26 protein-coding genes are annotated in these 26,244 nt (G+C 68.4%); 15 read left to right on the plus strand and 11 right to left on the minus strand.

The window, feature by feature from the left end; all coding sequences use genetic code 11:
• Positions 1-132 precede the first annotated feature (132 nt).
• From H3H55_RS21710 to H3H55_RS21730, 5 genes are all read right to left on the minus strand, one after another.
• Positions 133-834, minus strand: a complete 702-nt coding sequence (locus H3H55_RS21710) for a DUF2848 domain-containing protein (protein WP_193100150.1) — start codon at positions 832-834, stop codon at positions 133-135.
• A 50-nt stretch (positions 835-884) separates the two neighbouring features.
• Positions 885-2,204, minus strand: coding sequence for an MFS transporter (locus H3H55_RS21715; RefSeq protein WP_193100151.1), 1,320 nt, complete (start codon positions 2,202-2,204; stop codon positions 885-887).
• A 100-nt stretch (positions 2,205-2,304) separates the two neighbouring features.
• A complete protein-coding gene (locus H3H55_RS21720; protein WP_193100152.1) occupies positions 2,305-2,991 on the minus strand; it encodes a DUF4286 family protein in 687 nt (228 codons plus the stop codon).
• 101 nt (positions 2,992-3,092) lie between these two features.
• Positions 3,093-4,139 (minus strand): LysR family transcriptional regulator, encoded by a 1,047-nt coding sequence (locus tag H3H55_RS21725; RefSeq protein ID WP_193100153.1) that lies wholly within the window; start codon positions 4,137-4,139, stop codon positions 3,093-3,095.
• Positions 4,140-4,238: 99 nt separating this feature from the next.
• Positions 4,239-5,030: an SDR family NAD(P)-dependent oxidoreductase gene (locus H3H55_RS21730; RefSeq protein WP_048245673.1), complete on the minus strand. Its 792-nt coding sequence runs from the start codon at positions 5,028-5,030 to the stop codon at positions 4,239-4,241.
• 403 nt (positions 5,031-5,433) lie between these two features.
• Between H3H55_RS21730 and H3H55_RS21735 the strand changes: the two genes are divergently transcribed.
• The 11 genes from H3H55_RS21735 (at position 5,434) to H3H55_RS21785 (ending at position 18,148) form a co-directional block, all read left to right on the plus strand.
• Positions 5,434-6,315 carry a neutral zinc metallopeptidase gene (locus tag H3H55_RS21735; protein ID WP_193100154.1) on the plus strand — a complete coding sequence of 294 codons (882 nt, stop codon included), beginning with the start codon at positions 5,434-5,436 and terminating at the stop codon, positions 6,313-6,315.
• Positions 6,316-6,461: 146 nt separating this feature from the next.
• Positions 6,462-7,202, plus strand: coding sequence for a helix-turn-helix transcriptional regulator (locus H3H55_RS21740; protein ID WP_193100155.1), 741 nt, complete (start codon positions 6,462-6,464; stop codon positions 7,200-7,202).
• Between the two features lie 163 nt (positions 7,203-7,365).
• A complete protein-coding gene (locus tag H3H55_RS21745) occupies positions 7,366-8,868 on the plus strand; it encodes an aldehyde dehydrogenase family protein (protein WP_193100156.1) in 1,503 nt (500 codons plus the stop codon).
• A gap of 63 nt (positions 8,869-8,931) precedes the next feature.
• The gene (locus H3H55_RS21750) at positions 8,932-10,272 is read left to right on the plus strand and encodes an aspartate aminotransferase family protein (RefSeq protein ID WP_193100157.1); all 1,341 of its coding nucleotides are present in this window, start codon (positions 8,932-8,934) and stop codon (positions 10,270-10,272) included.
• A gap of 181 nt (positions 10,273-10,453) precedes the next feature.
• Positions 10,454-11,956 carry an APC family permease gene (locus tag H3H55_RS21755; protein WP_129515322.1) on the plus strand — a complete coding sequence of 501 codons (1,503 nt, stop codon included), beginning with the start codon at positions 10,454-10,456 and terminating at the stop codon, positions 11,954-11,956.
• Positions 11,953-12,540 carry a DUF3156 family protein gene (locus tag H3H55_RS21760; RefSeq protein WP_193100158.1) on the plus strand — a complete coding sequence of 196 codons (588 nt, stop codon included), beginning with the start codon at positions 11,953-11,955 and terminating at the stop codon, positions 12,538-12,540. Before H3H55_RS21755 ends, H3H55_RS21760 begins: the two co-directional genes overlap by 4 nt.
• A gap of 68 nt (positions 12,541-12,608) precedes the next feature.
• The gene (locus tag H3H55_RS21765; protein WP_129515320.1) at positions 12,609-13,547 is read left to right on the plus strand and encodes a helix-turn-helix domain-containing protein; all 939 of its coding nucleotides are present in this window, start codon (positions 12,609-12,611) and stop codon (positions 13,545-13,547) included.
• 166 nt (positions 13,548-13,713) lie between these two features.
• Complete coding sequence (locus H3H55_RS21770; RefSeq protein WP_193100159.1) at positions 13,714-14,922, plus strand: porin; 1,209 nt, start codon at positions 13,714-13,716, stop codon at positions 14,920-14,922.
• A 226-nt stretch (positions 14,923-15,148) separates the two neighbouring features.
• A complete protein-coding gene (locus H3H55_RS21775; protein ID WP_193100160.1) occupies positions 15,149-16,387 on the plus strand; it encodes an ABC transporter substrate-binding protein in 1,239 nt (412 codons plus the stop codon).
• Between the two features lie 34 nt (positions 16,388-16,421).
• Positions 16,422-17,291, plus strand: coding sequence for a carbohydrate ABC transporter permease (locus H3H55_RS21780; protein WP_048247175.1), 870 nt, complete (start codon positions 16,422-16,424; stop codon positions 17,289-17,291).
• Positions 17,288-18,148 carry a carbohydrate ABC transporter permease gene (locus H3H55_RS21785; protein WP_193100161.1) on the plus strand — a complete coding sequence of 287 codons (861 nt, stop codon included), beginning with the start codon at positions 17,288-17,290 and terminating at the stop codon, positions 18,146-18,148. The genes H3H55_RS21780 and H3H55_RS21785 overlap by 4 nt, the downstream gene beginning before the upstream one ends.
• 32 nt (positions 18,149-18,180) lie before the next feature.
• Here H3H55_RS21785 and H3H55_RS21790 read toward each other — a convergent pair whose 3' ends face one another.
• Positions 18,181-19,203 carry a LacI family DNA-binding transcriptional regulator gene (locus H3H55_RS21790; protein ID WP_193100162.1) on the minus strand — a complete coding sequence of 341 codons (1,023 nt, stop codon included), beginning with the start codon at positions 19,201-19,203 and terminating at the stop codon, positions 18,181-18,183.
• A 6-nt stretch (positions 19,204-19,209) separates the two neighbouring features.
• Here H3H55_RS21790 and H3H55_RS21795 point away from each other — a divergent pair, with 6 nt between their 5' ends.
• Entirely contained in the window at positions 19,210-20,130 is a 921-nt protein-coding gene (locus H3H55_RS21795) for a phosphatidylinositol-specific phospholipase C (RefSeq protein WP_193100163.1), read from the plus strand.
• Here the strand turns inward: H3H55_RS21795 and H3H55_RS21800 are convergent.
• Positions 20,127-21,083 carry an alpha/beta hydrolase family protein gene (locus tag H3H55_RS21800; protein WP_193100164.1) on the minus strand — a complete coding sequence of 319 codons (957 nt, stop codon included), beginning with the start codon at positions 21,081-21,083 and terminating at the stop codon, positions 20,127-20,129. The genes H3H55_RS21795 and H3H55_RS21800 overlap by 4 nt on opposite strands.
• An 84-nt stretch (positions 21,084-21,167) precedes the next feature.
• Positions 21,168-21,779, minus strand: a complete 612-nt coding sequence (locus H3H55_RS21805) for a LysE family translocator (RefSeq protein WP_193100165.1) — start codon at positions 21,777-21,779, stop codon at positions 21,168-21,170.
• Between the two features lie 87 nt (positions 21,780-21,866).
• Between H3H55_RS21805 and H3H55_RS21810 the strand changes: the two genes are divergently transcribed.
• Positions 21,867-22,394 (plus strand): GNAT family N-acetyltransferase, encoded by a 528-nt coding sequence (locus H3H55_RS21810; RefSeq protein WP_193100166.1) that lies wholly within the window; start codon positions 21,867-21,869, stop codon positions 22,392-22,394.
• An 18-nt stretch (positions 22,395-22,412) separates the two neighbouring features.
• Here H3H55_RS21810 and H3H55_RS21815 read toward each other — a convergent pair whose 3' ends face one another.
• The 3 genes from H3H55_RS21815 to H3H55_RS21825 form a co-directional block, all read right to left on the minus strand.
• A complete protein-coding gene (locus H3H55_RS21815; RefSeq protein WP_193100167.1) occupies positions 22,413-23,474 on the minus strand; it encodes an alkene reductase in 1,062 nt (353 codons plus the stop codon).
• An 82-nt stretch (positions 23,475-23,556) separates the two neighbouring features.
• Complete coding sequence (locus H3H55_RS21820; RefSeq protein WP_129515308.1) at positions 23,557-23,865, minus strand: ArsR/SmtB family transcription factor; 309 nt, start codon at positions 23,863-23,865, stop codon at positions 23,557-23,559.
• Between the two features lie 235 nt (positions 23,866-24,100).
• Positions 24,101-24,442, minus strand: a complete 342-nt coding sequence (locus H3H55_RS21825; RefSeq protein ID WP_193100168.1) for a hypothetical protein — start codon at positions 24,440-24,442, stop codon at positions 24,101-24,103.
• Positions 24,443-24,662: 220 nt separating this feature from the next.
• Between H3H55_RS21825 and H3H55_RS21830 the strand changes: the two genes are divergently transcribed.
• Both H3H55_RS21830 and H3H55_RS21835 read left to right on the plus strand, forming a co-directional pair.
• The gene (locus H3H55_RS21830; protein WP_193100169.1) at positions 24,663-25,481 is read left to right on the plus strand and encodes a MipA/OmpV family protein; all 819 of its coding nucleotides are present in this window, start codon (positions 24,663-24,665) and stop codon (positions 25,479-25,481) included.
• 10 nt (positions 25,482-25,491) lie between these two features.
• Positions 25,492-26,223 (plus strand): response regulator transcription factor, encoded by a 732-nt coding sequence (locus tag H3H55_RS21835; RefSeq protein ID WP_193100170.1) that lies wholly within the window; start codon positions 25,492-25,494, stop codon positions 26,221-26,223.
• Positions 26,224-26,244: the final 21 nt, after the last annotated feature.

The raw sequence follows: 26,244 nt of genomic DNA on the forward strand, positions 1-26,244 counted from the left end.
GCAGGTGTGCTGTACTGCGACAACTCGCAGTTCAACTTCCCGGACTACCACTGCTTTGAGTCGTACAGGTAGGAACAGGCGCGACGACTGCAAGCCGCCGCGCCCGCGTCCCGTGCGGTTTCCCGCTGTCCGTCACGCCACAACCGGCAACACCTCGACCGCATACCGGTGCCGCAGGCTGCGCCCGAGCACCGGATCGTGCAGTTCCATCTCGAACGCAGCGCCGTCGCCCATCGCCGCGATCGCGCCATGCACGGCGACGGTGCCGCCGTACATCGCGCAGCGCGCGGGTATCGTGCGGCGGTCGTCGAAGCGCTGCCACAGCGCTTCCGGCGCCAGCAGGCCGCTGACCGCGCCGTGCTGGTATGCCTTCCGTTCGCCGTCGCGCGAAATCAGCCACGAGCGCATCTCGATTCGATCCCAGTGAGTCGCGACGTCTGCGTAAAGCCACGCATCGCGCCCGAGCGGCTTCGCGCACACCTGCTTCGACACGGCCACGCCGTACGCCTCGACTTCGCGATCCGTATGATCGGAGCCGACCGTGATCAGCGTGCCCACCGGGCTGTCGACCAGCACGCATTCGATCTCGCCGCCCGAGCGTGCGCCGAGCACGCCGATCGAAGGCGCCTGCGTGAGCAGCGCGGCCGACACGCGATAGAAGCACGGCGTGGTCGAAGGCGGCGCGACGCCGAGCGCCGCGAGTTCGTCGATATGCGCGCGGATCGCTTCCGGATCGCGGCCGGCCCAGCCGGCGATCACGACACGCTCGATTTCGACATCGACGGCGGCCGGCGCGTCTTGCCGGGAAATCACATTGAACGACAGGGCTTGCATGCGGGTATCCGTTTGAAGTGCAAAGGCATGAGCTGGAATGCGGCGCTCGCTCAATCCGCGAGCGGCTGGTGCGCGGTCTCGCGTGCGACGAGGAGCGCGATCGACGTGACGACGAGCGCGGCGGTGACGTACAGCGACACGGCCGTCGTCGAGCCCGTCTGCCGGAACAGCGTGGCGATCACGAGCGGTGCGAAGCCGCCGCCGACGATGCCGGCGAGCGTATAGGCCAGCGACGACCCCGCATAACGCACCCGCGTCGGAAACTGCTCGGTGACGAACGCACCCTGCGGGCCGTACATCACCGCGTGGATCACGAGGCCGATCGCGACGGCCGCGACGATCGCGACGGGTCGCGCCGAATCGAGCAGCGCGAAGAACGCGAACGCCCAGACGATGCCGGCGATCGCGCCGGCGAGATACACGGGGCGGCGGCCGAAACGGTCCGACAGCGCACCGAAGAACGGCACCGCGAGCGCGTTGCAGGCCGTGCCGATCATCACGGCCGTCAGCGCGACGGGGCGCGACAGGTGCAGCACGGTCGTCACGTAGGTCAGCGTGAACACGACGATCAGCGCGTACAGCACGTCCGAGCCGATCCGCGAGCCGCCCGCGATCAGCAGGCGTCGCCAGTGGAACTTCAGCACGTCGGCGACGGGCACTTCGGCGGTTGCGTGCGATTCGGCGAGCTGCTCGAACTGCGGCGTTTCGTCGACGCCGCGACGCAGCCAGAAGCCGAACACGACGAGCAGCGCGCTGGCCGCGAACGGCACGCGCCAGCCCCACGACAGGAAGTTCTCGGACGTGGTCGACAGCGTTACGAGCGCGATGCAGCCGGTGCCGAGCAGCGTGCCGAACGACGGGCCGATCTGCGTCCACGACGCGGACAGCCCGCGCCGCTTCTGGTCGCCGTGCTCGACCGACAGCAGCACCGCGCCGGCCCATTCGCCGCCGAGCGCGACGCCCTGCACGAAGCGCAGCGCGACGAGCAGGATCGGGCTCAGGATGCCGGCCTGTGCATAGGTCGGCAGCGCGCCCATCAGCGCGGTCGTCACGCCCATCAGTACGAGCGTGAGCATCAGCACCGCGCGGCGGCCGATGCGGTCGCCGAGATTGCCGAACACGAAGCCGCCGAGCGGGCGCGACACGTAGCCGACCGCATAGGTCGAGAACGCGAGGATCGTGCCGGCCAGCGGATCGACCGACGGGAAGAACAGGTGGTTGAAGACGAGCGCGGCGAGCGTGTTGTAGATCGTGAAGTCGTACCACTCGAGCGACGTGCCGATCATGCTCGCGGTCGCGAGTCGGCTGTTGCGGACGCGGCGGGGCGCGTGGGCGGCGGGCTGGGCGAGAGTGCTCATGGGTTCGGGCATGTCGTGACGGATGGCGGGATGAAGCGCGGGGCCGACGTGTCGGCCGCATGGCGAATGCGGCGCGGTCGATGTTGGCGATCGCGTTCGTGCGTTCGCGGGTTCAGGCAGGCAGTGCGGCGGTGGTCAGCTCGGCTTCGGTGCCGCGGTGCGCCACCGGCTGTGGCGCGGCGGCGCGCCACAGCAGGTCGAAGGTGCGCACGTCGTCGTGTCCGGCGAGCGCGGCAGCTACGCGGCGCGTCGTGGCCGCGTCGCTGCCTTCGATCAGCACGAGCGCATCGGCGGCCGGGCGGGCGGCCGCATCGGCGCCGATCGGCGCGGACAGCTCCGGCGCGGTGCAGAAGAGCCGCGCGGCGTGGATGCCCGGCTCGTTCAGCGCGGCGTCGAAGCGTTCGCGCAGTTGCGGCACGTCGATACGCTCCGGCGGCAGCACGAACAGCGCGAGATGCGCGCCTTCGCCGTCACCGGCTTCGATCGTCAGTTCGCCGACGCGTCGTTGCGTGCCCGTCATGCGTTCGAAGTTCGCGAGCGACCACGCGGTCTGCTGCGTGAACGCGCGCCGGTATGCATCGCTACGGAACACGTCGAGCGCGTCCGTCACGTACAGCGCAAGGTACTTGCGCGGGCCGCGATCGGTCGCGCGAAAGCGCCGGGCGTGCGTGAAGCCGGGAATCGCGACACGTTCCTGCATGTGCTCGCGGTCGTACCACGCGTTGAAGTCGGCTTCGTGCGCGGGGTCGATATCCGTCCAGACGCAAAGCTGGCCGTGCGGAAGGGAAAGGCGGGTCATCGCGGGGTTCCTCGTGACGGGGGTGTGTCAGGAACCGCAGTTTCCCGAAGACGGGCCGCGCCCGTCCAACAAGAAAACAAATTCGCGGTGAACAGGTTTTCTTATGAGCGGCGCGGGCGGTGTTTCGCGGAGGCGGGGGCAGCGGCGGGTGTCGTGGTTTTCGTCGTGCGCTTCGCTTTCGCTTTCGTCGTTGTCTTTGCCGCCGGACGGGCGGGCGATGCGGCGACGGCATCCGGCCTGGTAGGTGCGGCCGGTTTCGCCTGGTTCGCGGCAGCCGACGTCGCGCGCGCGACCTCGCTCGCGAGTTCCGCGATGCGTGCGGCGACGGGCAGGCCCTGCGAACGGTAGGTCGCGACGAGCGGCAGCGCAGGGAATTCGGGTTCGACGTCGAGCAGTTCGAGCGTGCCTTCGTGCAGCTCGCGCCCGATGATCGCGGGCGGCAGCGCGGCCACGCCGAAGCCGTCGGCGACGAGGCGGATCATCGCGGCGACCGACGTGATGCAGTTGATGCTGGCCGGCCGCTCGACGGCCGCGAACAGCCGCTCGATCGTCGCGTGCGGCCCCGAGTGGCGCGAGAAGCTGATGATTGGATATTCAGCCAGGCGTGCGACGTCGAGCGGCTGGCCGCCGAGCCCGAGGCGCGGGCTCGCCGCCCAGTGCACGGGGAACTCGCACAGCGGCAGGTTCGTGAAGTCGGGGCCCGGCACCGGGTCGGTCTGCAGGATCAGGTCGACGCCGTCGGTGCTGAGCAGGCGGATCAGGTGCAGCGTCGTGTCGCTCGTGATCTCGACGTCGAGACGCGGATAGCGTTCGCGCAGTTGCGCCATCAGCGCCGGAAACCAGCTGTGCACGATCGACTCGATCACGCCGATCCGGATCAGGCCCGCGTCGCTCGCCGCATCGATATCGCGGCGCATTTCGCCGTCGAGCCGCACGATCCGCTCCGCGTAGGCCAGCATGCGCCGGCCCGCCGGCGTGAGCGTGGCCGAGCGCGTGTTGCGATCGAACAGGCGCACGTCGAACGCTTCCTCGAGCGATGCGATGCGGCTCGATACGGCCGCCTGCGTCGTATGCAGTTTTTCGGCCGTGAGCCGGAAGTTTTCCAGCTTCGCGAGCCAGACGAAGGTTTCAAGAAACCGGATGTTCATCGCGTCCCGAATGTGAGGCGGTGCCGCGCAAGCGGCGGATCGGGTCGATGTTAATGGATTTCGGCGGCAGCGAAGGCGTGGGCCGCGCGTTCAGTGGCATCAAAGCGTGTCGAACGCGAGCGTCGGCACGTCGACGACCATCGCGCCGCCGTCGGCGACGAGTGTCGCGCCGGTCACGAACGACGCGTCGGGCGACGCGAGGAACGCGCAGACGGCCGCGATTTCGTCCGGATCGGCCGCGCGCCGCAGCGGCACGTCGGCGCTGACGCGTGCATACGCGCCGTCGAGCGTGTCGCCGTGCGCGGCCATCAGCGGTTCCATTTCCGCGTCGGCCATCGGCGTGCGGACCCAGCCCGGGCAGACGGCGTTCGCCCGCACGCCGTGTGGCCCGTAGTCGCGTGCGAGCGACCGCGCGAGCCCGAGCAGCGCGTGCTTGCCGACCGTGTAGCCGCAGACGCCGGGCCCGGCCGCGAGCGCGGCGATCGATGCGACCAGCACGATGCTGCCGCGCTGCGCGATCAGGTCGGGCAGGCAAGCCCGCGCGCTAACGAACGCGGTGTCGAGGTTCGCATGCATCGCGTTGCGCCACTGCGCGTCGTCGGTTTCGTCCGCGCGGCCGACGCCGTGACCGCCCGCGCACGCGACGAGCGCGTCGACGCGGCCGAAACGCTCGGCGATCCGCGGCAGGAAGCCGGCCCAGTCGGCCGTGCTCGCGGCGTCGCCGGCGAGCGCGAGGCCGCCCGTTTCGGCGGCCAGCGCGTCGAGCGGCGCCTGGCGGCGCCCGATCAGCACGACGCGGTCGCCGCGGCTGGCGAAGCGGCGCGCGCACGCGGCGCCGATGCCGGTGCCCGCGCCGGTGATCGCGATCGTGCGGGGTTGCGGGTGCGTCATGTCGTTCTCCAGAAAGGTGGCGTTTCCGGTCACTTTAGGCGCCGCCGCCGAGTGCCGGTATCAGCCGAAAGGATGAACGCGGACGGCGTCCGGGCGGCCGGAGCGGTCGCGGCCCATTTTGCAAAGGCTGACGATGTCCGGCACCGAATCGCTCTATCCTCCACATTTTTGCGATAAGTCACGAAAGCCCGGCAAAATAGCGCGGGCGTGCCCGCGCATCGACGCGCGGCGCGTCGGCTGGCCGATTCCGTCGTGCGAGCGGAGCGGCAGGCCGGCGAGATCGGCGCGAGCGTGCGCCCGATGCGCAGACATCGCGTCTGCCGGTGGATCGTGTGGCCACGGCGGATCGCCCGGTTGCGCGCTGGCGCGATCGGACCATCGACAAGAACAGGGAGGGCCGGTCATGAGGCTGGACGACGAAAGAGAAAGCATGAATGTCGAGGATCGCCGCGGTGCCGGCGGTTTCGGCGGCGGGCGCGGTGCGACGATCGGCATCGGCACGATCGTGGTCGCGCTGGCCGCATCGTATTTCTTCGGGATCGACCCGCGCGTGGTGCTCGAAGGCGCATCGGCGCTGCAGGGCCACCAGCAGCAGGCGCAGCCCGCGCCGACGCAGCGCCAGGGCGCGCCGTCGAACGAGCCGGGCGTGGTGTTCACGCGCAAGGTGCTCGGCAACATCGAACGCACGTGGACGGGCGTGTTCAACACCCAGCTGCATGCGCAGTACGAGCCGCCGAAGCTCGTGATGTTCACGAACTCGACGCCGACCGCCTGCGGCACGGGCCAGACGGCGATGGGGCCGTTCTATTGTCCGGCCGACCGCAAGGTGTATATCGATCTCGGTTTCTACGACGAACTGCGCAAGCGTTTCGGCGCGGGCGGCGATTTCGCGCAGGCTTACGTGATCGCGCACGAAGTCGGCCATCACGTGCAGAACCTGCTCGGAATTTCCGACAAGGTCGACGCCGCGCGCCGGCGTTCGAGCCAGGCGCACTCGAACGCGCTGTCGGTGCGGATGGAGCTGCAGGCCGACTGCTTCGCCGGCGTGTGGGCGAACAACGCGCAGCGCGCAAACCAGCGGCTGATGGAACCCGGCGATTTCGAGCAGGGGCTGAAGGCGGCGGCCGCGATCGGCGACGATCGCCTGCAGCAGCAAGGGCAGGGCTACGTCGTGCCGGAAAGCTTCACGCACGGCACCAGCGACCAGCGCGTGTACTGGCTGCGGCGCGGGATGGAGTCGGGCGAGATCAGCGCCTGCGACACGTTCGCGGCGAACGCACGCTGACAGAGCGGGCGCGCATCGTCGCGCCTGCGTCGTCCCGGCCACACCGACCCCACCGGGACGATTTGCCGATTTGTGCTCACCAGCGCTTTTCGGCGCCGGTAGGCTGGCCCGAACTTCGATGCGTTCGCCCGCCAGCCGATTCCACCATGCCGACCCCCTCCGTTCCCGCCGACCAGGACGCCGCCGACTGGCAGCGCGCGCTGCGCGCATGCGTGGACGCGTTCGACGCGTTCGCGAGCCCGTCCGCGATCGTGTTCTACCGGCTCGACCAGAGCGGCGAACCGGCCGATTTCGAGCTGTTCGGGATGCCGGAATCGATGCATCGCACCTATGTCGCGCGCTACCGGATGCTCGATCCGCTGCATCCGTCACGCTGCGCGGCAGGGGAATGTGCGGTCGTCACGCTCGCTTCCCAATTGCCTGACGAAAGACGCGAGGCGTCCGCGTACTGGACCCGCTTCCTGCGGCGGCACGATGTGGCCGACGTCGTCGAGATCTGGCTGCGCGACGCGGGCCGGACGGTCGGCGCATTCTCGCTGCTGCGCTTCGGCACGGGCGAAGCGGGCGATGGCGCGGCCGGGAACAGCACGGCAGGGCGGTTCGCGCCCGGCGAGATCGACGCGCTCGCGCGGCTGCAACCGGTCGCCGAAGCCGCGCTGAGCCCGCTGCTGCGCGCGCGCCGCGGAATCCACCGGATCGGTTGCGAAGAGCGGCTGACCTACCGCGAGGAGCAGATCGCGCGCCTCGTGCGCGACGGCCGCTCGAACAAGGAGATCGCGCGCGATCTCGCGCTTGGCCAACCGACGATCAAGACACATCTGATGCGCATGTACCGCAAGCTCGGCGTGTCGAACCGCACCGAGCTGGTCGGGGCGCTGTTCCTGTAACACCGTCCGTTTCCGATGACGCGGTCCGTTGTTTGCGACTGCCGCCATCCCCCCACGCGCTGCCAATTTGCGCTCACCGAGCGCGATCCCCCGTCGATACAGTGGAACGACGCCCGCGTGCCCACGCACACGCGGCCTAGCCACGACAAACATCGAGACGCCCATGAGCAACACGAACTTCGTCGCCGTCAGCGACACCGTGCGCACCTTCGTTGCGCGCGACTTCGGCCTCTTCATCGACGGTGACATGCAGCCCGCGCACGCGGCCGCGCGACTCGACGTGTACGACCCCGCGACGGGCGAGCGACTTGCGACGGTCGCGGACGCCGACGAGCACGACGTCGACCGCGCGGTCGCCAGCGCGAAGCGCGCGTTCGACACCCGCGTGTGGAGCGGGCTGCGCCCGGCCGACCGCGAACGCATCCTGCTGAAACTCGCCGACCTGATCGAAGCCGACACCGAAACGCTCGCGCAGCTCGAAACGCTGAACCAGGGCAAGTCGATCCACGTGTCGCGCGCGATCGAGGTCGGCGCGAGCGTCGAATACGTGCGCTACATGGCCGGCTGGGCGACCAAGATCACCGGCCAGACGCTCGACGTGTCGATCCCGTTCCCGCCCGGCGCACGTTATACGGCCTATACGCGCAAGGAGCCCGTTGGCGTGGTCGCCGCGATCGTGCCGTGGAATTTTCCGCTGATGATCGCGGTGTGGAAGCTGATTCCCGCGCTCGCGGCCGGCTGCACGATCGTGCTGAAGCCGTCGCCGGAAACGCCGCTCACCGCGCTGCGCCTCGCCGAACTCGCACGCGAAGCGGGCGTGCCGCCCGGCGTGTTCAACGTCGTCACCGGCGGCCGCACGTGCGGCGCCGCGCTCGCGAGCCACCCGTCGATCGCGAAGATCTCGTTCACAGGCTCGACCGCGACCGGCAAGCTGGTCGGCGCGGCGGCCGTGCAGAACATGACGCGCTTCTCGCTGGAGCTCGGCGGCAAGAACCCGATCGTGATGCTCGACGACATCGACGTCGCGCAGGCGCTCGACGGCGTCGCCGCCGGCGCGTTCTTCAACCAGGGGCAGGTGTGCGCGGCCGCGTCGCGCATCTATGTGCACCGCAGCAAGTACGCACAGCTCGCGGACGGCCTCGCGGGCGTCGCGCAGTCGATGAAGCTCGGCGCGGGCCTCGACATGACCGCGCAGATCAACCCGCTCGTCTCCGCGCACCATCGCGACAAGGTCATCCAGCACATCGAAGGCGCGCGCCGCGCGGGCCTCACGTTCCTCGCGGGCGGCACGCCGGCCGACGACCTGCCCGGCTATTTCGTGAAGCCGGCCGTGATCGCCGATCCGCATCCGGACAGCGCGATCGTGCGCGACGAGGTGTTCGGCCCGGTGATCGTCGTCGTGCCGTTCGACGATGCGGCCGACGCGGTGCGCCTCGCGAACGCGTCGCCGTACGGTCTCGCCGCGAGCATCTGGAGCAACGACCTGAAGCGCGTGATGAACCTGGTGCCGCAGATCGAGGCCGGCACCGTGTGGGTGAACTGCCATATCCCGCTCGACCCGTCGATGCCGTTCGGCGGCTACAAGCAATCGGGCATCGGCCGCGAATTCGGCCAGTACGCGATCGAAGGCTTCACCGAAACCAAATCCGTCTGCATCGCGCACTGACGCGCGGCGCGAACCTCGAACCCGAACGACCCACGTTCAAACGATCCGACAGTGGAGACTGCAATGAGCTACAACGAAGCGAAATTCTGGCATCCGATGGTGCACCCGAACGAGATGAAGCAGCGCAAGCCGATCCGCATCGTGCGCGGCGACGGCTGCTACGTGTTCGACGAAGAGGGCCGCAAGCTCGTCGACGGCGTCGCGGGCCTGTGGAACGTGAACGTCGGCCACAACCGCCAGGAAGTGAAGGACGCGATCGTGCGCCAGCTCGACGAGCTCGAATACTTCCAGCTGTTCGACGGCATTTCGCATCCGCGTGCGGAAGAGCTGTCGAAGAAGGTGATCGACCTGCTCGAACCGGAAGGGATGCGCCGCGTGCTGTACAGCTCGGGTGGTTCCGATTCGATCGAGACCGCACTGAAGATCGCGCGCCAGTACTGGAAGGTGCGCGGCCAGGCCGATCGCACGAAGTTCATCTCGCTGAAGCAGGGTTATCACGGCACGCACTTCGGCGGCGCGTCGGTGAACGGCAACACGGTGTTCCGCCGCAACTACGAGCCGAACCTGCCCGGCTGCTTCCACGTCGAGACGCCGTGGCTGTACCGCAACCCGTTCACGCAGGATCCGGAGGAACTCGGCCGGATCTGCGCGGAAATGCTCGAGCGCGAGATCCTGTTCCAGAGCCCCGACACGGTCGCCGCGTTCATCGCGGAGCCGATCCAGGGCGCGGGCGGCGTGATCGTGCCGCCGGCCAACTACTGGCCGCTGGTGCGCGAGGTGTGCGACCGCTACGGCGTGCTGCTGATCGCCGACGAAGTCGTGACGGGCTTCGGCCGCAGCGGCAGTATGTTCGGCAGCCGCGGCTGGGGCGTGCGCCCCGACATCATGTGTCTCGCGAAGGGGATCTCGTCGGGCTATGTGCCGCTCGGCGCGACGGTCGTGAACGCGCGGATCGAGGACGCGTTCGCCGAGAATGCGGACTTCGGCGGTGCGATCATGCACGGCTACACGTATGCGGGCCACCCGGTCGCGTGCGCGGCCGCGATCGCAAGCCTCGACATCGTCGTGAAGGAAGACCTGCCGGCGAATGCGGCGAAGCAGGGCGCGTATCTGCTCGAAGCGCTGCAACCGTTCGTGGAACGCTTCGCGGCGGTCGGCGAGGTGCGCGGCAAGGGGCTGATGCTCGCGCTCGACCTCGTCGCGAACAAGGCGACGCGCGAGCCGATCGACCCGCTGTCCGGTTATGCGAACGCGGTCGCGGAAGTCGCGCGCGAGAACGGCGTGATGGTGCGCCCGGTCGGCACGAAGATCATCCTGTCGCCGCCGCTCGTGATCCAGCGCGAGCAGCTCGACCGGATCGTCGATGCGCTCGCGGCGGGCTTCGAGGCCGTGCCGTTCGCCTGACGACGCGATCGCGTGACGGCAGGCCTGTGGCGGGCGGCGTGGCCGCCGTCGCGGGTTTGCCGATTTGCGCTATGACCGGATTATTTTGCCTGCGTATTTTTTCGACATCGGATCGCGTTTTGATCGACAGGAAGCCCGGGCGCGCAGCGCGGGTTCGGGTCAACAAAGGAAGGAGACAAAGATGTCGGGATGGTCAGGAGTTACCGGCGCCGCGGGCGGCACGCCCGCCGGCTCGCCGGCCGAAGCAGGCGGCGGCACGGCGCTGAAGGCGGGCGCGGTCGGTTTTCCGACCGCGCTGGCGAGCGCCGTCGGCCTCATCATGGCAAGCCCGGTGATCCTCACCGCGACGTCGGGCTTCGGGATGGGCGGCTGGGCGTTCGCGGTCGCGATGATCATCGCGTTCGTGATGATGCAGGCGCAGGCGACCACGTTCTCCGAAGCCGCCGCGATGCTGCCGACGGCCGGCTCGGTTTACGATTACCTGTCGTGCGGGCTGGGCCGCTTCTGGGCGATCACCGGCACGATCTCCGCGTATTTCCTCGTGCACGTGTTCGCCGGCACGGCGGAAACGATCCTGAGCGGCATCATGGCGCTCGTCAATTTCGAATCGCTGAACGCGGCATTCGAGAAGCACAACAGTTCCTGGCTCGTCGGCGTCGGCCTCGTGATCACGTTCGCGATCACCAACATCATCGGCATCAAGGTGTTCAGCAAGCTCGAGATCGTGCTGACGGCCGGCATGTGGCTGTCGCTGATGATCTTCGGGATCCTCGGGCTCGTGGCCGCGCCGGCCGTGCACCTCGACGGCTGGTTCGGCGGCTCGGAAGTCGGCACGTCGGTGCCGGCCGTGCTGTCGCTGGTCGGGATGGCGATGTTCATGTTCGTCGGCTGCGAGTTCGTCACGCCGCTCGCGCCGGAAATGAAGGCGCCGGGCCGCACGATTCCGCGCGCGATGACGATCGGCCTCGTCGGCGTCGCGATCTGCATGTTCCTGTACGGCGCGGCGATCCGCCGCCAGGTCGCGAACGTGCCCGTGAGCCCCGATGGCCTCACGCACTTGCTCGACACGCCGGGCGCGATTCCCGCGTTCGCGCTGCAGGTGCTCGGCCCGTTCGGCCGCATCTGGTTCGGCGTCGCGTTCCTGTTCGCGGGCGCCGCCACGATCAACACGCTGATGGCCGGGCTGCCGCGCATCCTGTACGGGATGGCGATCGACGGCGCGCTGCCGCGCTGCTTCGCGTACCTGCATCCGCGCTTCAAGACGCCCGTGGTCGGCATCGTCGCGGCGGCCGTCGTGCCGATCGTTCACGCGTGGCTGATCAACGGCAATCTCGACAGCATCCTGCACCTCGTGCTCGCCGCGACCTGCGCGTGGGGCACCGCGTACCTGCTCGTCACCGCGTCGGTCGTGATGCTGCGCATCCGCCGCCCGGACCTGCCGCGCCCGTACCGTTCGCCGCTGTTCCCGCTGCCGCAGATCGTGTCGAGCGTCGGTATCGTGCTCGCGATCTGGTACATCACGCCGCCCGGCATGAACGCGCGCGACATCTACGTGCCGTTCGGCGCGATGCTCGGGCTCACCGCGCTGTACGCGCTGTTCTGGACGCTCGTCGTGCAGCGCCGGCATCCGTTCAAGCCGGTGCCGGTCGAGGAAGTGCTGCGCAACGAGCACGTCGCGTCGTGAAGGCCGCGCTCGCCCGGTGGCGCGCGGCGCCCGATGAGCTGCCACTCGGCCATCGGCCCGGCGCGATCGCCGCGCGCGTGCTCGCCGACCTGCATGCCGCGCGCGACGCCGACGGTGCCGGCAGTCCGGCGGCGCGGCTGCCGAACGGCGTGCGCGTGAGCGTCGAGGAGCGCGTCGAGCGCCAGTTCCTGATGCATACGGTCAGCGTGAAGGTGGCGGCGACCGTCTGCGGCCCGGCAGTGCAGGGCCGCGCCCGCATACGGCAGACCGGCTGGCTGCGCCGCACCGGCATCGACGCGGTGCCCGTGCCCGGATGTGACCCCGGATTCGTCGACACGGTGGCGGCACTGGTCGCCGAGCCGTCGCTGGCCGACGCGCTGCGGCCGCTGCACCTGACCGACTGCGCGATCGACGCGTGCGACGGCCGCTGGACGCTCGCGATCGTGCCGTTCGGCGGCAGCGAGATCGTGAACCGAATGCCGTCGTTTCGCCGTTATGTCCGCCTGACCGGCGAGCAGGCCGCCGCGCTGTCGGCGGCCTGTCTTGCGTTCGAAACCGCACTGCACAGGTTTTTGCGCGGGTAAGCTGTGGCGTTGCGGCCGGGCGAATGCCTCGGTCGCATCCAGGAATCAGGGTTTCACCGGAGGCGCCGATGTTGTTCCAGTCTCGCTCACACGAAGACGTGCACGATCACGGGCTCGCGATCGCGGGCTGGCATCAGGTCTACCGCCAGATGACGCCGGGCCGCTTCAAGGGCACGGTCACCCAGGTGCTGTACGACGATTTCCACTTCTTCCGCGAAACGACCAACCGGCGCGTCGCGCAAACCGGGCTCGCACCGGCCGGGCGCACGTCGCTCGCGGTGCCGCTGTCCGTGCCGCTCGCCGGCACGTTCCAGGGCCAGCCGGTCGACGGTTATGCGCTGCTCGCGCTGCGCGCCGGTGAGGACTTCGAATTCCACACACCGGAAGGGATGGGGCTCGTCGGGATCAGCGCGGCGTCCGACATGGTCGACGAGCTGTGCGAGGCCGAATTCGGCGCGGCCGGCGCGCGCAAGCTGCGGCACGTGACGCGGTTGTCCGATGCGCAGGGCGTCGCGCTCGGCGTGCGGTTGTCGTCGCTGATCGACGATGCGCAGCGCAACCCCGGTCACCTCGAGTACGCGGCCACCCGCAAGATGTTCCGCGACGCGATGCTCGGCATGTTTCTCGATGCGCTCGAACAGGGCATCGGCGTCGAGCGCCGCGACATCACGCACGCCACCTACAGCGACATCGTGAGCCGCTGCGAGAAGCATCTGCGCGACCGGCCCGAGGAACCCGTCACCGTGCTCGAACTGTGCCGCGCGCTGCGCTGCAGCCGCCGCACGCTGCAAACGAGCTTCCAGCGTGTTGCCGACGTCACGCCCGTCGGTTATCTGCGCACGATCCGGCTGAACGCGGTGCGGCGCATGCTGCGCACGACCTCCGTGCAGCAGCTCGGCGTCGGCGAGGCCGCCGCGAGCTGGGGGTTCACGCATCTCGGTTATTTCGCGCGCGAGTATCGCGACCTGTTCGGCGAACTGCCTTCCCAGACGACGCGTCCCGCATGACGCACGTGCACCGCGACGCAGCCGCCGGGCCGCGTCGCGCGTCGCACATTCCACCGTTTGCCGATTTGCGATAGAGGTCCTGAATTTTCGCTGGATAGAGTCCTGTCACCCATATCGACAACACCATCGATTTGCACTGCGAATCGATCATCACAAAGGGCGGGACATGAAGATCGGACGACGACTGGCCGCAGCCGCGGCCACGCTGGGTTGCATGCACGCACACGCGCAGACTTCGGGCAGCGTGACGCTGTACGGCACGGTGGACACCGGCATCATCTACTCGACGAACCAGCAGTTCACGCGCGCCGACGGCAGCACGGGCGGCGGCCATGCGTGGCAGATGGGCGGCGGCAACCTCGTGCCGTCCCGTTTCGGGTTCCAGGGTGCCGAGCCGCTCGGCGGCGGGCTCGACGCGGTGTTCAACCTCGAGCAGCAGTTCCTGTCCGCGAACGGGCAGGCGCTGCAGGGCGGCACCGCGTTCAGCCGGCAGGCGTGGGTCGGGCTGCGCAAGGACACGATCGGCACGCTCGGCCTCGGCCGCCAATACGATTCGTACACGGACATGCTCGGCGCGTATGTGTCGAGCAACAACTGGGCGACGCCGTATGGCTCGCATCTCGGCGACGTCGATAACCTGAATGCCGCGTTCAACTTCAACAACGCGGTGAAGTTCACGAGCGCGGATTTCAACGGCCTCACGTTCGGCGGCACGTTCAGCTTCGGCGGGCAGGCCGGCGACTTTTCCGCGAAGCGCGGTTATTCGGTGGCCGCGACGTACACGCGCGCGCCGGTGGCGTTCTCGGTCGGTTACCTCGACCTGCACCAGCCGCTCGACGCGGCGCTCGGCGGCGCGAGCGGCTATATCGGCGATTTCGCGTGCAGCAACCCGGGCGCGATGTACTGCCTGCTGCAGGACGCCGGCTCGATGCGCGCGTTCGGCGCGGGCGGCTCGCTGACGCTCGGCGCGGCGACGGTCGCGCTCACCTACACGCATACGCGCCTCGGCGACAGCCGCTACTTTTCGACCACCGCGCAGCCGCGCACGCAGGCGTTCACGTTCGACATCGGCGAGCTGAACGTCACCTACATGTTCACGCCCGCGCTGCAGGGCGGCGTCGCGTACATCTTCAACGCCGCGCATACCGACGGGCGCGGCACGACGCGTTTCCACCAGGTGAACGTCGGCACGAACTACAGCCTGTCGAAGCGCACGGCGCTGTATGCGGTCGCGATCGGCCAGGTCGCGAGCGGGACGGGGCTCGGCACCGACGCGAACGGCAACGCGGTGAACTACGCGCAGATCCCGGTGCTCGCGAACAGCAACTCGAGCCGGCAGCTGGCGGTGATGGCCGGGATCCGCGTGAACTTCTGACCTGGCCGGGAAGGTCCGGCCGGGGAGGTCTGGCCGGGAAGGTCTGGCCGGGAAGGCGGGACCGGGGCGGCCGGGCACGGCGGCCGCCTGTTCCGCCGGGTGCCATAAATTCTTAACGATCGGCGTGAACAATGGCGTTCGCTTCAGGCGGCCAGAAGCGCCACTCGTGTTGCACACGTGTGCAACACCTGGCCGTCCCGCCACCACGCCGAACGAGAGAGACCCCATGACCTTGCTGAGCCGCCTGCGCGCGCTGTCCGCCGCCCTTGCGCTGTCCTTCGCCGCCACGCACGCCGGTGCCGCGGATCTCGTCATCGCGGGCCGCGACGACATTTACGGCAAGGGGCTGGCCGACGCCGTCGCCGGCTTCAACAAACTGCACCCGGGCACCGAGATCGAGCTGCTCAAGCTGCCGAACGCGAACCTGTACCAGAAGCTCAAGCTGTCGATGCGCGAAGGCACCGGCGCGTACGACCTCGTGATGATGGACGACACCTGGGCGCCCGAATTCATCGGCAACGGCTGGCTGAAGCCGCTGCCCGCGTCGCTCGCGGACGCCGACCTCGTGCCGTCCGCCGTCGCGCTCGGCCGCAACGCGGCTGGCGCGTTGTACGCGCTGCCGATCGTCGGCAACGTCGAGATGTTCGCGTACCGTAAGGACCTGCTCGCGAAGTACAAGCTGCAGCCGCCGCGCAACTGGGACGATGTGCTGAAGATCGCGCAGACCGTCGGCGGCGCGGACAAGAGCGTGTCGGGCGTGGTGTTTCGCGGCACCAAGGGCAACCCGGTCGTGACGGGCTTCCTGCCGATCCTGTGGGCCTACGGCGGCGACGTGTTCGACCATGCCGGCAACGTGACGATCGATTCGCGCGAGGCGCAGGCCGCGCTGAAGACCTTCCTCGCACTGAAGGCGTCCGCGCCGAAGGACGTCGACGTGTACGGCGCGGCGGAAGTGCGCGATGCGCTGCAACGCGGCACGGCCGCGCAGTCGATCGAAGTATGGCCCGCGTGGGTGCCGGCGCTCGACGATCCGAAGCAGTCGCGCGTGGTCGGGCAGATCGCGCTGCAACCGCCGCCCGGGCAGACCGCGGGCCCGGCGCCGATGCTCGGCATCTGGCAGATGGGCATTCCGAAGGACGCGCCGCACGCGAAGCTCGCGCAGGATTTCCTGGCGTACCTGACCAACCGCGACACGCAGACGCGCCTCGCCGGCATCGGCATTCCGCCGACCCGCCGCAGCGTGTTCACCGATCCGGCGCTGGTGCGCCAGTACCGCTGGTATCCGGATCAACTGAAGGCGCTCGAGGCCGGCCGGGCGCGGCCGCGCGTGAAGGACTGGCAGCAGGTCGAGAGCATTCTCGGCGACCAGCTTCAGCTCGCGCTGACCGGGCAGGCTGCGCCCGACGCCGCGCTGCGCCAGGCGCAGCAGAAGATCGCGCAGGCGATGGCCACGGTCGGCAAGTGACAGCCCGCCTCGACTCGCCGCCCGGAACCCGCGCATGAAAGCCCTCGGCCGCAGTCTGCCGTTCGTCGCGCTGCTCGGGCCCGCGCTGCTGGTGCTCGCCGCGCTCGCGCTGTATCCGGTCGCGCAGGTGCTGATCGATTCGTTCTGCCAGGTCGACTATGCGGCCGGCCGCCGTGCGTTCGCGGGGCTCGCGAACTATCGCGCGGTGCTCGGCGACGACGCGTTCACGGCCGGCTTCGGCAACACGCTGCGCTTCACGATCGTGGCCTCGCTCGCCGAGGTTGCGCTCGGCTTCGGCCTCGCGCTGCTGTTCGTGCGCGCGTTTCCGGGGCGGCGCATCGCGCTGCCGCTCGCGATCCTGCCGATGATGCTGTCGACGCTCGTGTGCTCGGCGATCTGGCGCAACTGGCTCAATTTCGACGGCTTCCTGAACGCGCTGCTCGCGACGTTCGGCATCGAAGGTGTGCGCTGGCTGTCCGATCCGCATCTCGCGCTGTGGTCGCTCGCGCTCGTCGACGTGTGGCAGTGGACGCCGATGGCGTTCCTGATCGTGCTGGCCGGGCTGCAGTCGATTCCCGGCGAACTGTACGAAGCCGCGCGCACCGACGGCGCGAGCGAGTGGCAGTGCCTGCGCGACATCACGCTGCCGCTCGCGGCGCCGCAGATCGGCCTCGCGCTGCTGCTGCGCTCGATCGACACGTTCAAGCTGTTCGACAAGGTCTATGCGCTGACGGGCGGTGGCCCCGGCAACGCCACGCAGACGCTGTCGACCTATATCTACGACACGGGCTTCCGCTTCTTCAACGTCGGGCCGGCGAGTGCCGCGTCGGTGCTGATGCTTGCGGCGTCCGCGCTGCTGGTCTCGGGGTATGTATGGCAGACGGTTCGCAAGCGGCGCGCATGACCGCGCAACCCGCAGGCATCACTCGCGCGCGAACGGGCGCCGCATTCGGTCGCGCGATGCCGTGGGCGCTGCGCATCGCCGCGCTCGCGCTGTTGCTGCTGCCGTGCCTGTGGATGGCCGGCGCGGCCTTCATGCCGACGCTCGAGCGCCTCGATCATCCGTTGCGGATCTGGCCGGCCGCGCCGACCTTCGAGCATTTCGCGTCGGTGTGGTCCAACGGCATCGGCGCGCCGCTCTTCAATTCGCTGCTGGTCGGGTTCGGCACGACGCTGCTGGCGCTGGCGCTCGCGTTTCCGGCCGCATATGCGCTCGTGCGGCTGCGGTTTCCGGCGCGGCTCGACCTGCTGTTCCTGGTGCTCGTGCTCGCGTTGAAGCTGATGCCGCCGATCACGATCGCGGTGCCGCTGTTCGCGCTCGCGAAGCGCTTGCACCTGCTCGATTCGACGCTCGGTCTGATGCTTGCGTATCAGATCTACGCGTTGCCGATGGCGATCTGGATGCTGCTCGCGTTCGTGCGCGACGTGCCCGTCGAGTATGAAGAGGCGGCGTGCATCGACGGTGCGGGGCTCGCGCGGCGGCTCGTGCAGATCGTGCTGCCGCTGTGCGCGCCGGGGCTGATCGCGACCGCGATCTTCGTGTTCATCGCCGCGTGGAACGAGTTCCTGATCGCGCTGCTGTTCGTGTCGACGCCGAGCCGCTTCACGCTGCCGCTCGCGATCGCCGGCTACGTGACGGAGAACGGCATCGACTGGGGCGACCTGATGAGCGCGGGCCTGATGGCATCGCTGCCCACGCTGGCCGTGGCCGGTTATGTGCAGCGCTACCTGTTGCGCGGATTCGCGGGCGGGTTGAAGTGACGCGCGGCGATGCCGCGCGTCACTTCACCTCGTCACTTACAGCTATGGCGTACCACCTGCGTCACCGGCACGACGCGTGTGCGCGACGGGCCGTCGAACGTCTGCATCCGGTCGGCGAGCAGGTCGATCGCCGCATGCGCAAGGCCGCGCGTGTCCTGCCGGAGCGTCGTCAGCCGATACGCATCGTATTCGGCGGCCGGGATGTCGTCGAAGCCGATCACGCGCAGGTCGTCCGGCACGCGCAACCCGAATTCGCTGCGCGCGACGTCGATCACGCCGAGCGCGAGCAGGTCGGACGAACAGAACACGCCGTCGGGTCGATCGCCGGCCGCGAACAGTTGCCGCGCGGCGTCGATCCCGCTTGCATGCGTGTCGGACGGTGTGTCGAGCACCCGCGCGAGCGTCGCGTCGAACGCGTCACCGCGACCGATCGCCTGCTCGAACGCCGCGGCGCGCGACTGCGCGCTGTAGCTCGCGCCGCGCGGCCCGACGAACGCGAGCCGGCGCGCGCCGGCCCGCACGAGCCGCTGCGCCGCATGGACGGCGCCCGCCGCGTTGTCGCTGACGACGACATCGGCGCCGGGCAGGTTCGCCTCGCGGTTGATCATCACGACGGGAATCCGGTGTTCGAGATACTGTTGCGCCACCGACAGCGGCGGCGACGCGGACGTCATCACGAGGCCCGCGATCCGGTAGCTGAGCAGCTGTTCGAGCGATTGCCGGACCTGGCGCGGATCTTCCGCATTGGTCACGAGCGGCGTGAGCCCGCGCTGTCCGAGCGCGGCCATCAGGTCCGACAGCAGCCGCGCGCGGAACGGGTTCTCGAAACCGGCCGTCACGACACCGATCATGCTGCTGCGCTGCGTGATCATGTCGCGCGCGATCAGGTTGACCTGGTAGCCCAGCGCACGCGCGGCGACCATCACGCGTTCGCGCGTTTGCGGCGCGATGCTCGCGGTCGGCGAGAATGCGCGCGACACCGCGGAGCGCGATACACCGGCCCGCGCCGCGACATCCAACGCCGTCACCCACGGTTTTCTTTCCTTGTCATTCATTGATTGATGATTCCTTCGAACCACGATACGTGCATGCCGCCTGCCGACTGGATGTCGGCGCTCGACGATGCGCGGCTGCTGCATACGCTGACCCTACCGGGCAGCCATGACACCTGTGCGTATACGGTCGACGATCGGCTCGTGCGCACGCAGCGCGCGCCGCTTGACGCGCAGCTCGCGCACGGCGTGCGGCTGCTCGACATTCGCTGCCGGCACGTGCGCGATGCGTTCGACATCCATCACGGCGGCGTCGCGCTCGGCATGACCTTCGACGACGTGCTGGCAACCTGCACAAGCTTTCTCGATGCGCATCCGCGCGAATGTATCGTGATGTCGGTGAAGGACGAGTGGCCGGCGCACGCGTGCACGCGCGGTTTCGATGCGACGTTCGACGCACATCGCGCGCGGCACCCGCGACTGCGCTGGCATGCCGGCGGTACGCTGCCAGCGCTCGCCGACGTGCGCGGCGCGGTCGTGCTGCTGCGGCGCTTTCGCAGCGGCCGGCCGCTCGGCATCGACCTGACCGCGTGGCCCGACAACGCGACGTTCACGATCGATCATCCCGATGGTGCGTTCGTGATCCAGGACGAGTATCGCGTGCCCGTTGCCGCGTCGATCGGCTGGAAGTGGCGCGCGATCGACACACTGCTGACGCACCTGCCATTGCCGGATAGCGGCCGCTGGGCGCTCAATTTCTGCAGCGGGACCGGGATGGGCGCGAATCCGTCGGTGGTTGCACATGGCGACGGTCGCGTTCAAGGCATCCATGCGCGGCTGGCCGAGCGATTGCGCGAGCAGCCCGGCCCGTACGGCGCAATGCTGCTCGATTTCTGCGACGACGACGATTGGGCGCTGGTGCGTGCGCTGATTGCGTGCAACGACCATGCGCCGGCGTCAGGTGTGTGGCGCAAGGCGTTTCGCTGCTAGCGGAGATTGGCGCTGAAGAATGCGAGCGCCTTTGCGTCGAATGCCTGGTGAAAGGCGACGCGATCGAATTCACCGGCGTCGACGCACACGCGCGGTGCCTTTTGTTTCAATGCGTCGGAGCAGGGTGCGACGAACGCGAAATGTGCGGCATGCCGCACGACGTGGAATTCCGGCCGCTGCGGCAACAGGCCGGCCAGCGCGGGGAGGGTGGCCGGCTCGACGCCGTCGCCGCCTTCCTCCGACGCCCAGAGCTGGATCGGGGCATGAACGTCCTTCACCGTGTCGGCGGTCGGGAATTCGTCGAGCGGATCGGCCAGCACGTAGGCCTTGATGCGCGGGTCGTGCGTCAGTGGCGGGAGGACAAGGTCGCGGTCGCGAATCTGCCGGCAGATCAGCAAGGTCGGGTCCGTGCACGCGACCTGCGCATGCACGTAATCCGGATTGCCGCCGGCCAGCACCAGACCGGTATAGCCGCCGCGCGAGAAGCCGAAGAAGCCGATCCGTGCGGGATCGATTCGAGCGGCGTCGGAGGCATTGCCCAGCATGTAGTCGACCAGGCGCTTGATGTCGACGGGGCGTTCGACGAACTCCTGAATGTCGGCCGCGTGGCTCATGTCGGAGAACGTGTCGCCCGGATGATTGATCGCCGCGACCACGAAGCCCGCGTCAGCGAGCGTTTCCGGGAGATCGTGGTGGTCGAGGAACGTGCCGCCGTGACCGTGCGAGATCACGACGAGCGGCAGCTTGTCGCCGACGGTCGGACAATCTCGCTTCCCTTTCAGCTCGTAAGGGCCGATCGTGAGGGCCTGCGCGGCGTCCGCGCAGGGTGTCCACACGATCGCGCGCAACTCGGGGCCGGCGGCATCGGCGGGAATCCGGACAAACTTGACGCCGGCCGCGTGCGCGACCGTGACGGACAGGCAGAGCAGGACAGCCGATAGCCAGGTTTTCATGGGGGTCCCCGGGGCAATGGCGCGGCGAGTGTAACGGTTCTGCTCCAGTCCAGGCGGGAGCGGACGGTATTGCGAACGTACTGCTCAGCGCGTCGCGATCGCCACCGCCGCACCGGCCATCGCGGTCGCGCTCGTGCGGTTCGCGATCCGCTTCGCGCGCGCCGACGTCAGGAAAGCCCGTGCCCGCGACGCAAGCAGCGACCAGACGCAGTCGGTGGCGATCAGGATCGCGAGCATCGTGCCGACCAGCTCGGCCCAGGCCGTCACGCCGACGTGCGTGAGGTCGACGATGGTCGGCAGCAGCGCAAGATAGAACACCATGATCTTCGGATTGCCGAGCGTCACCAGCATGCCGGCGACGAACATGCGCCACGGCGACTGGCCGCGCGGCAGGTCGTCCGCACGCGTGTCGGTCGGCGCGGTCCACATCTTCCAAGCGAGGAACAGCAGGTACGCGACGCCGAGCAGCTTCAGCACGATCAGGCCCGCCGCGAACGTGCGCGTGAACGCGGACAGCCCGGCGACCGCGAGCGTGAGCCACAGCGCTTCGCCGAGCCACATGGCCGCGAGGAACGGCAGCACGTCTCGCATGCCGTTCGTCAGCACGCGCGAGACGAGCGCGGCGACGCTCGGGCCGGGCGTGCCGGAGGTGACGAGCAGGGCGAAGGCGAAGACGGCGAGTGCGGACAACGTCATGACGGACCTCGAGGGTGGGGCGTTCGAAACGTATGAGGTTTCGATTATAGTGACGGCCGTTCCAGACTGCCTGCCTGAATTGCCTTCATGTCCGCATCGATCCTGATTCGCCCCGCCACGCGGGAAGACGCGACCGCGATGGCCGCCGTGGAAGTCGCCGCCGCGCAGCGGTTTCGCGAGATCGGCATGACCGATATTGCAGATGCCGAGCCGACCGAGGCGGCCGACGTGCTCGCGCGCATCGACGGCGGTCGCGCGTATGTCGCGGTCGACTCGCACGGCGCGTGCGTCGGGTTTGCGTTCTACCGGCAGCTCGATGCGCAGCGGCTTTATCTGGAGGAACTGGATGTCGCGCCGTCGCATGCCGGACAGCGGATCGGCGCGCGCCTGATCGAACAGGTGATAGTGCGCGCGGCGCAGGAACATATCACGCAGGTCGTGCTGTCGACGTTCCGCGATGCGCCGTGGAATGCGCCGTACTACGCGCGCCTCGGTTTCCGGATCGTCGACGAAGCCGCGCTCGACGACACGCTGCGCGCGATTCGCGCGCACCACGTCGAGCGCGGGCTCGACGAAACGCAGCGCGTGTTCATGCGCGCGGACGTGCGCGCCTGAACACGTGCTGCCCGGCCGTCAGGCCGCGTCGCTCAGCGCCGGGTAGTCGGTGTAGCCCGTTTCGCCTTCCGCATAGAACGTTTCCGGCACCGGCTTGTTGAGCGGCGCGCCGAGTTCGAGGCGGCGCGGCAGGTCGGGGTTCGCGATGAACAGCTTGCCCCAGGCGATCGCGTCGGCGTTGCCGTCCGCGAGTGCGGCCTGCGCGGTGTCGAACGTGAACTGCTCGTTCGCGATCAGCGGGCCGCCGAACGCTTCCTTCAGGCGCGGGCTCAAATGGTCGCCCGAATACGATTCGCGCGTGAAGATAAACGCGATCTTGCGGCGGCCGAGCTCGCGCGCGACATAACCGAACGTCGCCGCCGGATCGGAATCGCCCATCGTGTGCGCGTCGCCGCGCGGCGCGAGGTGCACGCCGACGCGGCCGGCGCCCCACACGTCGATCGCCGCGTCGACCACTTCGAGCAGCAGGCGCGCGCGGTTCTCGATCGGGCCGCCGTACGCGTCGGTGCGGCGATTGGTGCTGTCCTGCAGGAACTGGTCGAGCAGGTAGCCGTTCGCGCCGTGGATCTCGACGCCGTCGAAGCCGGCCGCCTTCGCGTTTTCGGCACCCTTGCGATACGCGGCGACGATGCCCGGAATCTCGTCGAGCTCGAGCGCGCGCGGCGTCACGAACGGACGCTGCGGACGCACGAGGCTCACGTTGCCGCCCGCGGCGATCGCGCTCGGCGCGACCGGCAGGTCGCCGTTCAGGAACATCGGATCGGAGATCCGGCCGACGTGCCACAGTTGCAGCACGATGCGCCCGCCGGCCGCGTGCACGGCCTGCGTCACGCGCTTCCAGCCCTCGACCTGCTCATCGGACCAGATGCCGGGCGTGTCCGCGTAGCCGACACCCTGCGGCGTGACCGACGTCGCTTCGGTAATGATCAGGCCGGCCGATGCGCGCTCGGCGTAATAACGCGCCATCAGTGCGTTCGGCACGCGCGTCGAGCCCGCGCGGGAGCGGGTGAGCGGCGCCATCACGATGCGGTTCGGCAGGGTCAGGTCGCCGAGGGTAACGGGGTCGAACAGCGTGGGCATGGCAGATAACCTCTTCACGAAAGGCGGGCGCGCCGTCGCGTCATGTGCAACGCGGGCCCGCATGGCCGATACGGCCGGTTGATTAGAGATCGCGGCGCAAAGCGTCGTGAAATGCGTCGATGACGGCCTCGTTGCGCCGGAAGAATGCCCACTGGCCGATCCGTGTCGACGTGACGAGCCCCGCGCGCTCCAGCGTGGCGAGGTGCGCGGAGACGGTCGACTGCGACAGCCCGCAGCGCGCGTCGATCTGGCCCGCGCAGACGCCCTGTTCGTGCGGCAGCGTCTGTGCCGGGAAGTACTCGCCCGGCGTTTTCAGCCAGACGAGAATCTCCCGGCGCACGGGGTTCGAGAGCGCTTTCAGGATCGCGTCGATGTCGAGTTCGGTCGGCATGGATGGAGCAGGTGTTTCGGTCGGGCAGACGGGTATCGTCGATGGGCGAATCTTATATCGGGATTTGACGATATGTTGGAAAGCACTGCTGGCTATGGGGTTGATAGGGTGGTGGTCCTGCCCTCGTTTCGGTTGGCACCGAAGTCGAGCGGATTGGCGGCTATCTTCCGCGAGAGCGGCTCAGCTTTGCGACGCGCCGGGAGGTCGATGACACCGCGGATACCTGCCGTCGACCTCATTCGCCGCAGCGCAGGCCTCGCAGTTCGAGATGCAACTGGACGAGCCATGCGCGAGGGCAATCACGGGCGATCAGCGCCGCGAACGGGCCTGTCGGCGTGAGCCGGATTTTTCGCGCCTGCAAGGCCGAACGGAACGCCCGCCGTGCGCACCAGTGCAGCCACAGCATCACGAGCGCCGCAAGCACGACAACGCCGGCCCGATACGATGGTTCGAACGTACCGCCGCCGAACTGTTCCGGCAGCAGGGCTATGCCGAAACACGGAACCATGGCAATTGCCGACGAGATGGAAAGCAACACGACATGTGCACGCAATGCTTCCGAGATGCTGCCTTTCATGAAATGAGATCCAGCTGCCCGATGACACCCGGCTCATGTTGGGCGCCCATGACTTACCCGGCACTTACCGGTTCTTTACGAAACTGTCATGGGGCGGCGACGCGACAGTCATCGCGACGTCGAGGCCCCGGGTTGTCGTGATCCGTGGTGTTCCGAGTAAGTAACGAGTAAGTCGCCGTGACCTACAGTCGACCCCGCCTCATCCATTTCAGGAGCGACTGTGAAGACGATTATTCGCCGCGGAAACCCGCTCGTGCTGGCCGTCGCCTCGGCCTGCCTGTATTCGGGCGCTGCCTGGGCGGACGGCGCGAGCGCGGATCCGCCCAGTGTGGACGACTCGGGTTTTACCGTGCTGAGCAATGCCACGAACGTGACCCGCTGGGGCCTCGGAGCCGGGGCCGGCATCGAGGAGGCGCCCTATAAAGGCTACGGCACCCGGTTCACGCCGATTCCGCTGATCTTCTTCGAGAACAAATGGGTGCATGCGTTCGGTACGTCGCTCGACCTCAAGATCGGCAAATGGAATGACGTGAGCGTCTCGCTGCGCGGCAAGTACGCGCTCGGCGACGGATACAAGCAGTCCGATGCACCGATCCTCAACGGCATGCAGGACCGCCACGGCGCGTTCTGGTACGGCCCGGCGCTCTCCTGGCGTACCGCATTCGGCACGCTCTCCGGCGACTTTCTTGCCGGCGGCAACAAGGGCGAAAGGGCCAGCATCGACTTCGGCAAGTCGTTCGAGTACGGTCGATTTTCGATCGAGCCGCACGTCGGCGCCGAGTGGCTCAGCAGCAAGTACGTCGACTACTATTACGGCGTGCGACCGTCGGAAGTGCGCGCGGGGCGTCCGGCCTATTCGGGTAAGTCGACGTTCGACGTGTCGGTGGGCGCGCGCGTCGACTACAAGTTCACGCGTCATCAGGCCGTGATTCTCGACGTCGGCGCGTCGCGTTCGGGAAGCGGCATCACCGACAGTCCGCTGGTGGGGAAGCGGTTCACCCCGCAAGCGAGGATCGGCTACCTTTATCAATTCAATTGAGCACTGCATCATGTCGCGAATTGCACTGATCGAAGACCACGAGCGTCTCGCAGGCATGGTGCGCAAGGCGCTGACGGAAGCGGGTATCGAGGCCGATCACTTTCAGAACGTCTCCGAGGCGCGCTACGGCGTGAGCCGTGCCGATTACGCGGTGCTGATCATCGACCGCGGGTTGCCGGACGGGGGCGGGCTCGCATTGCTGCGCGAATTGCGCGCCGCGGGCCAGATGACGCCCTGCCTGATGCTGACGGCTCGCGATGCGCTGCACGATCGGGTCGACGGTCTCGAAAGCGGCGCCGACGACTACGTGACCAAGCCGTTTGCGATGAGCGAACTGGTCGCACGGGTGCGCACGCTGATGCGTCGGCCGCCGGCGCTCGAGGAACTGGTGCCGTCGTTCGCCGACGTCACGGTGGATCCTCGGCAGCGTGTGATGCGCAGCAGCACAAGGTCGGTACGGCTGGCCCCGGCCGAATTGCAGATCATGCTCTGTCTCGCGAAGGCGGCCGGCGCGACGGTTCGGCATGCCACGCTCGAACATGCCGCGTGGGGTTTGGGTGACGCCGTGACGCCCAATGCGCTTGAAGTGACGGTACATCGGTTACGCAAGAAGCTGGCGGCGATCGGTACGGCCGCGCAGCTCGTGAATATTCGCGGGGCGGGTTTCGCGCTGCACCTGCCGCCGGCGTCGACGGATTTGCCGGAGCCTGTCGATTCGTCCCGGCGGCAGCCGAGCCGCTGACCGGCCGACCGTCTCGTTCGC

The organism is Burkholderia sp. Z1, from assembly GCF_014893795.1.
Classification (GTDB): Bacteria; Pseudomonadota; Gammaproteobacteria; order Burkholderiales; family Burkholderiaceae; genus Burkholderia; species Burkholderia theae.

Excerpts from the sequence above, each read along its gene's own strand:
- H3H55_RS21710 (WP_193100150.1), bottom strand. The coding sequence starts at position 834 with ATGCAAGCCCTGTCGTTCAATGTGATTTCCCGGCAAGACGCGCCGGCC.
- H3H55_RS21715 (WP_193100151.1), bottom strand. The coding sequence starts at position 2,204 with ATGCCCGAACCCATGAGCACTCTCGCCCAGCCCGCCGCCCACGCGCCC.
- H3H55_RS21720 (WP_193100152.1), bottom strand. The coding sequence starts at position 2,991 with ATGACCCGCCTTTCCCTTCCGCACGGCCAGCTTTGCGTCTGGACGGAT.
- H3H55_RS21725 (WP_193100153.1), bottom strand. The coding sequence starts at position 4,139 with ATGAACATCCGGTTTCTTGAAACCTTCGTCTGGCTCGCGAAGCTGGAA.
- H3H55_RS21730 (WP_048245673.1), bottom strand. The coding sequence starts at position 5,030 with ATGACGCACCCGCAACCCCGCACGATCGCGATCACCGGCGCGGGCACC.
- H3H55_RS21735 (WP_193100154.1), top strand. The coding sequence starts at position 5,434 with ATGAGGCTGGACGACGAAAGAGAAAGCATGAATGTCGAGGATCGCCGC.
- H3H55_RS21740 (WP_193100155.1), top strand. The coding sequence starts at position 6,462 with ATGCCGACCCCCTCCGTTCCCGCCGACCAGGACGCCGCCGACTGGCAG.
- H3H55_RS21745 (WP_193100156.1), top strand. The coding sequence starts at position 7,366 with ATGAGCAACACGAACTTCGTCGCCGTCAGCGACACCGTGCGCACCTTC.
- H3H55_RS21750 (WP_193100157.1), top strand. The coding sequence starts at position 8,932 with ATGAGCTACAACGAAGCGAAATTCTGGCATCCGATGGTGCACCCGAAC.
- H3H55_RS21755 (WP_129515322.1), top strand. The coding sequence starts at position 10,454 with ATGTCGGGATGGTCAGGAGTTACCGGCGCCGCGGGCGGCACGCCCGCC.
- H3H55_RS21765 (WP_129515320.1), top strand. The coding sequence starts at position 12,609 with ATGTTGTTCCAGTCTCGCTCACACGAAGACGTGCACGATCACGGGCTC.
- H3H55_RS21770 (WP_193100159.1), top strand. The coding sequence starts at position 13,714 with ATGAAGATCGGACGACGACTGGCCGCAGCCGCGGCCACGCTGGGTTGC.
- H3H55_RS21775 (WP_193100160.1), top strand. The coding sequence starts at position 15,149 with ATGACCTTGCTGAGCCGCCTGCGCGCGCTGTCCGCCGCCCTTGCGCTG.
- H3H55_RS21780 (WP_048247175.1), top strand. The coding sequence starts at position 16,422 with ATGAAAGCCCTCGGCCGCAGTCTGCCGTTCGTCGCGCTGCTCGGGCCC.
- H3H55_RS21785 (WP_193100161.1), top strand. The coding sequence starts at position 17,288 with ATGACCGCGCAACCCGCAGGCATCACTCGCGCGCGAACGGGCGCCGCA.
- H3H55_RS21790 (WP_193100162.1), bottom strand. The coding sequence starts at position 19,203 with ATGAATGACAAGGAAAGAAAACCGTGGGTGACGGCGTTGGATGTCGCG.
- H3H55_RS21795 (WP_193100163.1), top strand. The coding sequence starts at position 19,210 with ATGATTCCTTCGAACCACGATACGTGCATGCCGCCTGCCGACTGGATG.
- H3H55_RS21800 (WP_193100164.1), bottom strand. The coding sequence starts at position 21,083 with ATGAAAACCTGGCTATCGGCTGTCCTGCTCTGCCTGTCCGTCACGGTC.
- H3H55_RS21805 (WP_193100165.1), bottom strand. The coding sequence starts at position 21,779 with ATGACGTTGTCCGCACTCGCCGTCTTCGCCTTCGCCCTGCTCGTCACC.
- H3H55_RS21810 (WP_193100166.1), top strand. The coding sequence starts at position 21,867 with ATGTCCGCATCGATCCTGATTCGCCCCGCCACGCGGGAAGACGCGACC.
- H3H55_RS21815 (WP_193100167.1), bottom strand. The coding sequence starts at position 23,474 with ATGCCCACGCTGTTCGACCCCGTTACCCTCGGCGACCTGACCCTGCCG.
- H3H55_RS21820 (WP_129515308.1), bottom strand. The coding sequence starts at position 23,865 with ATGCCGACCGAACTCGACATCGACGCGATCCTGAAAGCGCTCTCGAAC.
- H3H55_RS21825 (WP_193100168.1), bottom strand. The coding sequence starts at position 24,442 with ATGAAAGGCAGCATCTCGGAAGCATTGCGTGCACATGTCGTGTTGCTT.
- H3H55_RS21835 (WP_193100170.1), top strand. The coding sequence starts at position 25,492 with ATGTCGCGAATTGCACTGATCGAAGACCACGAGCGTCTCGCAGGCATG.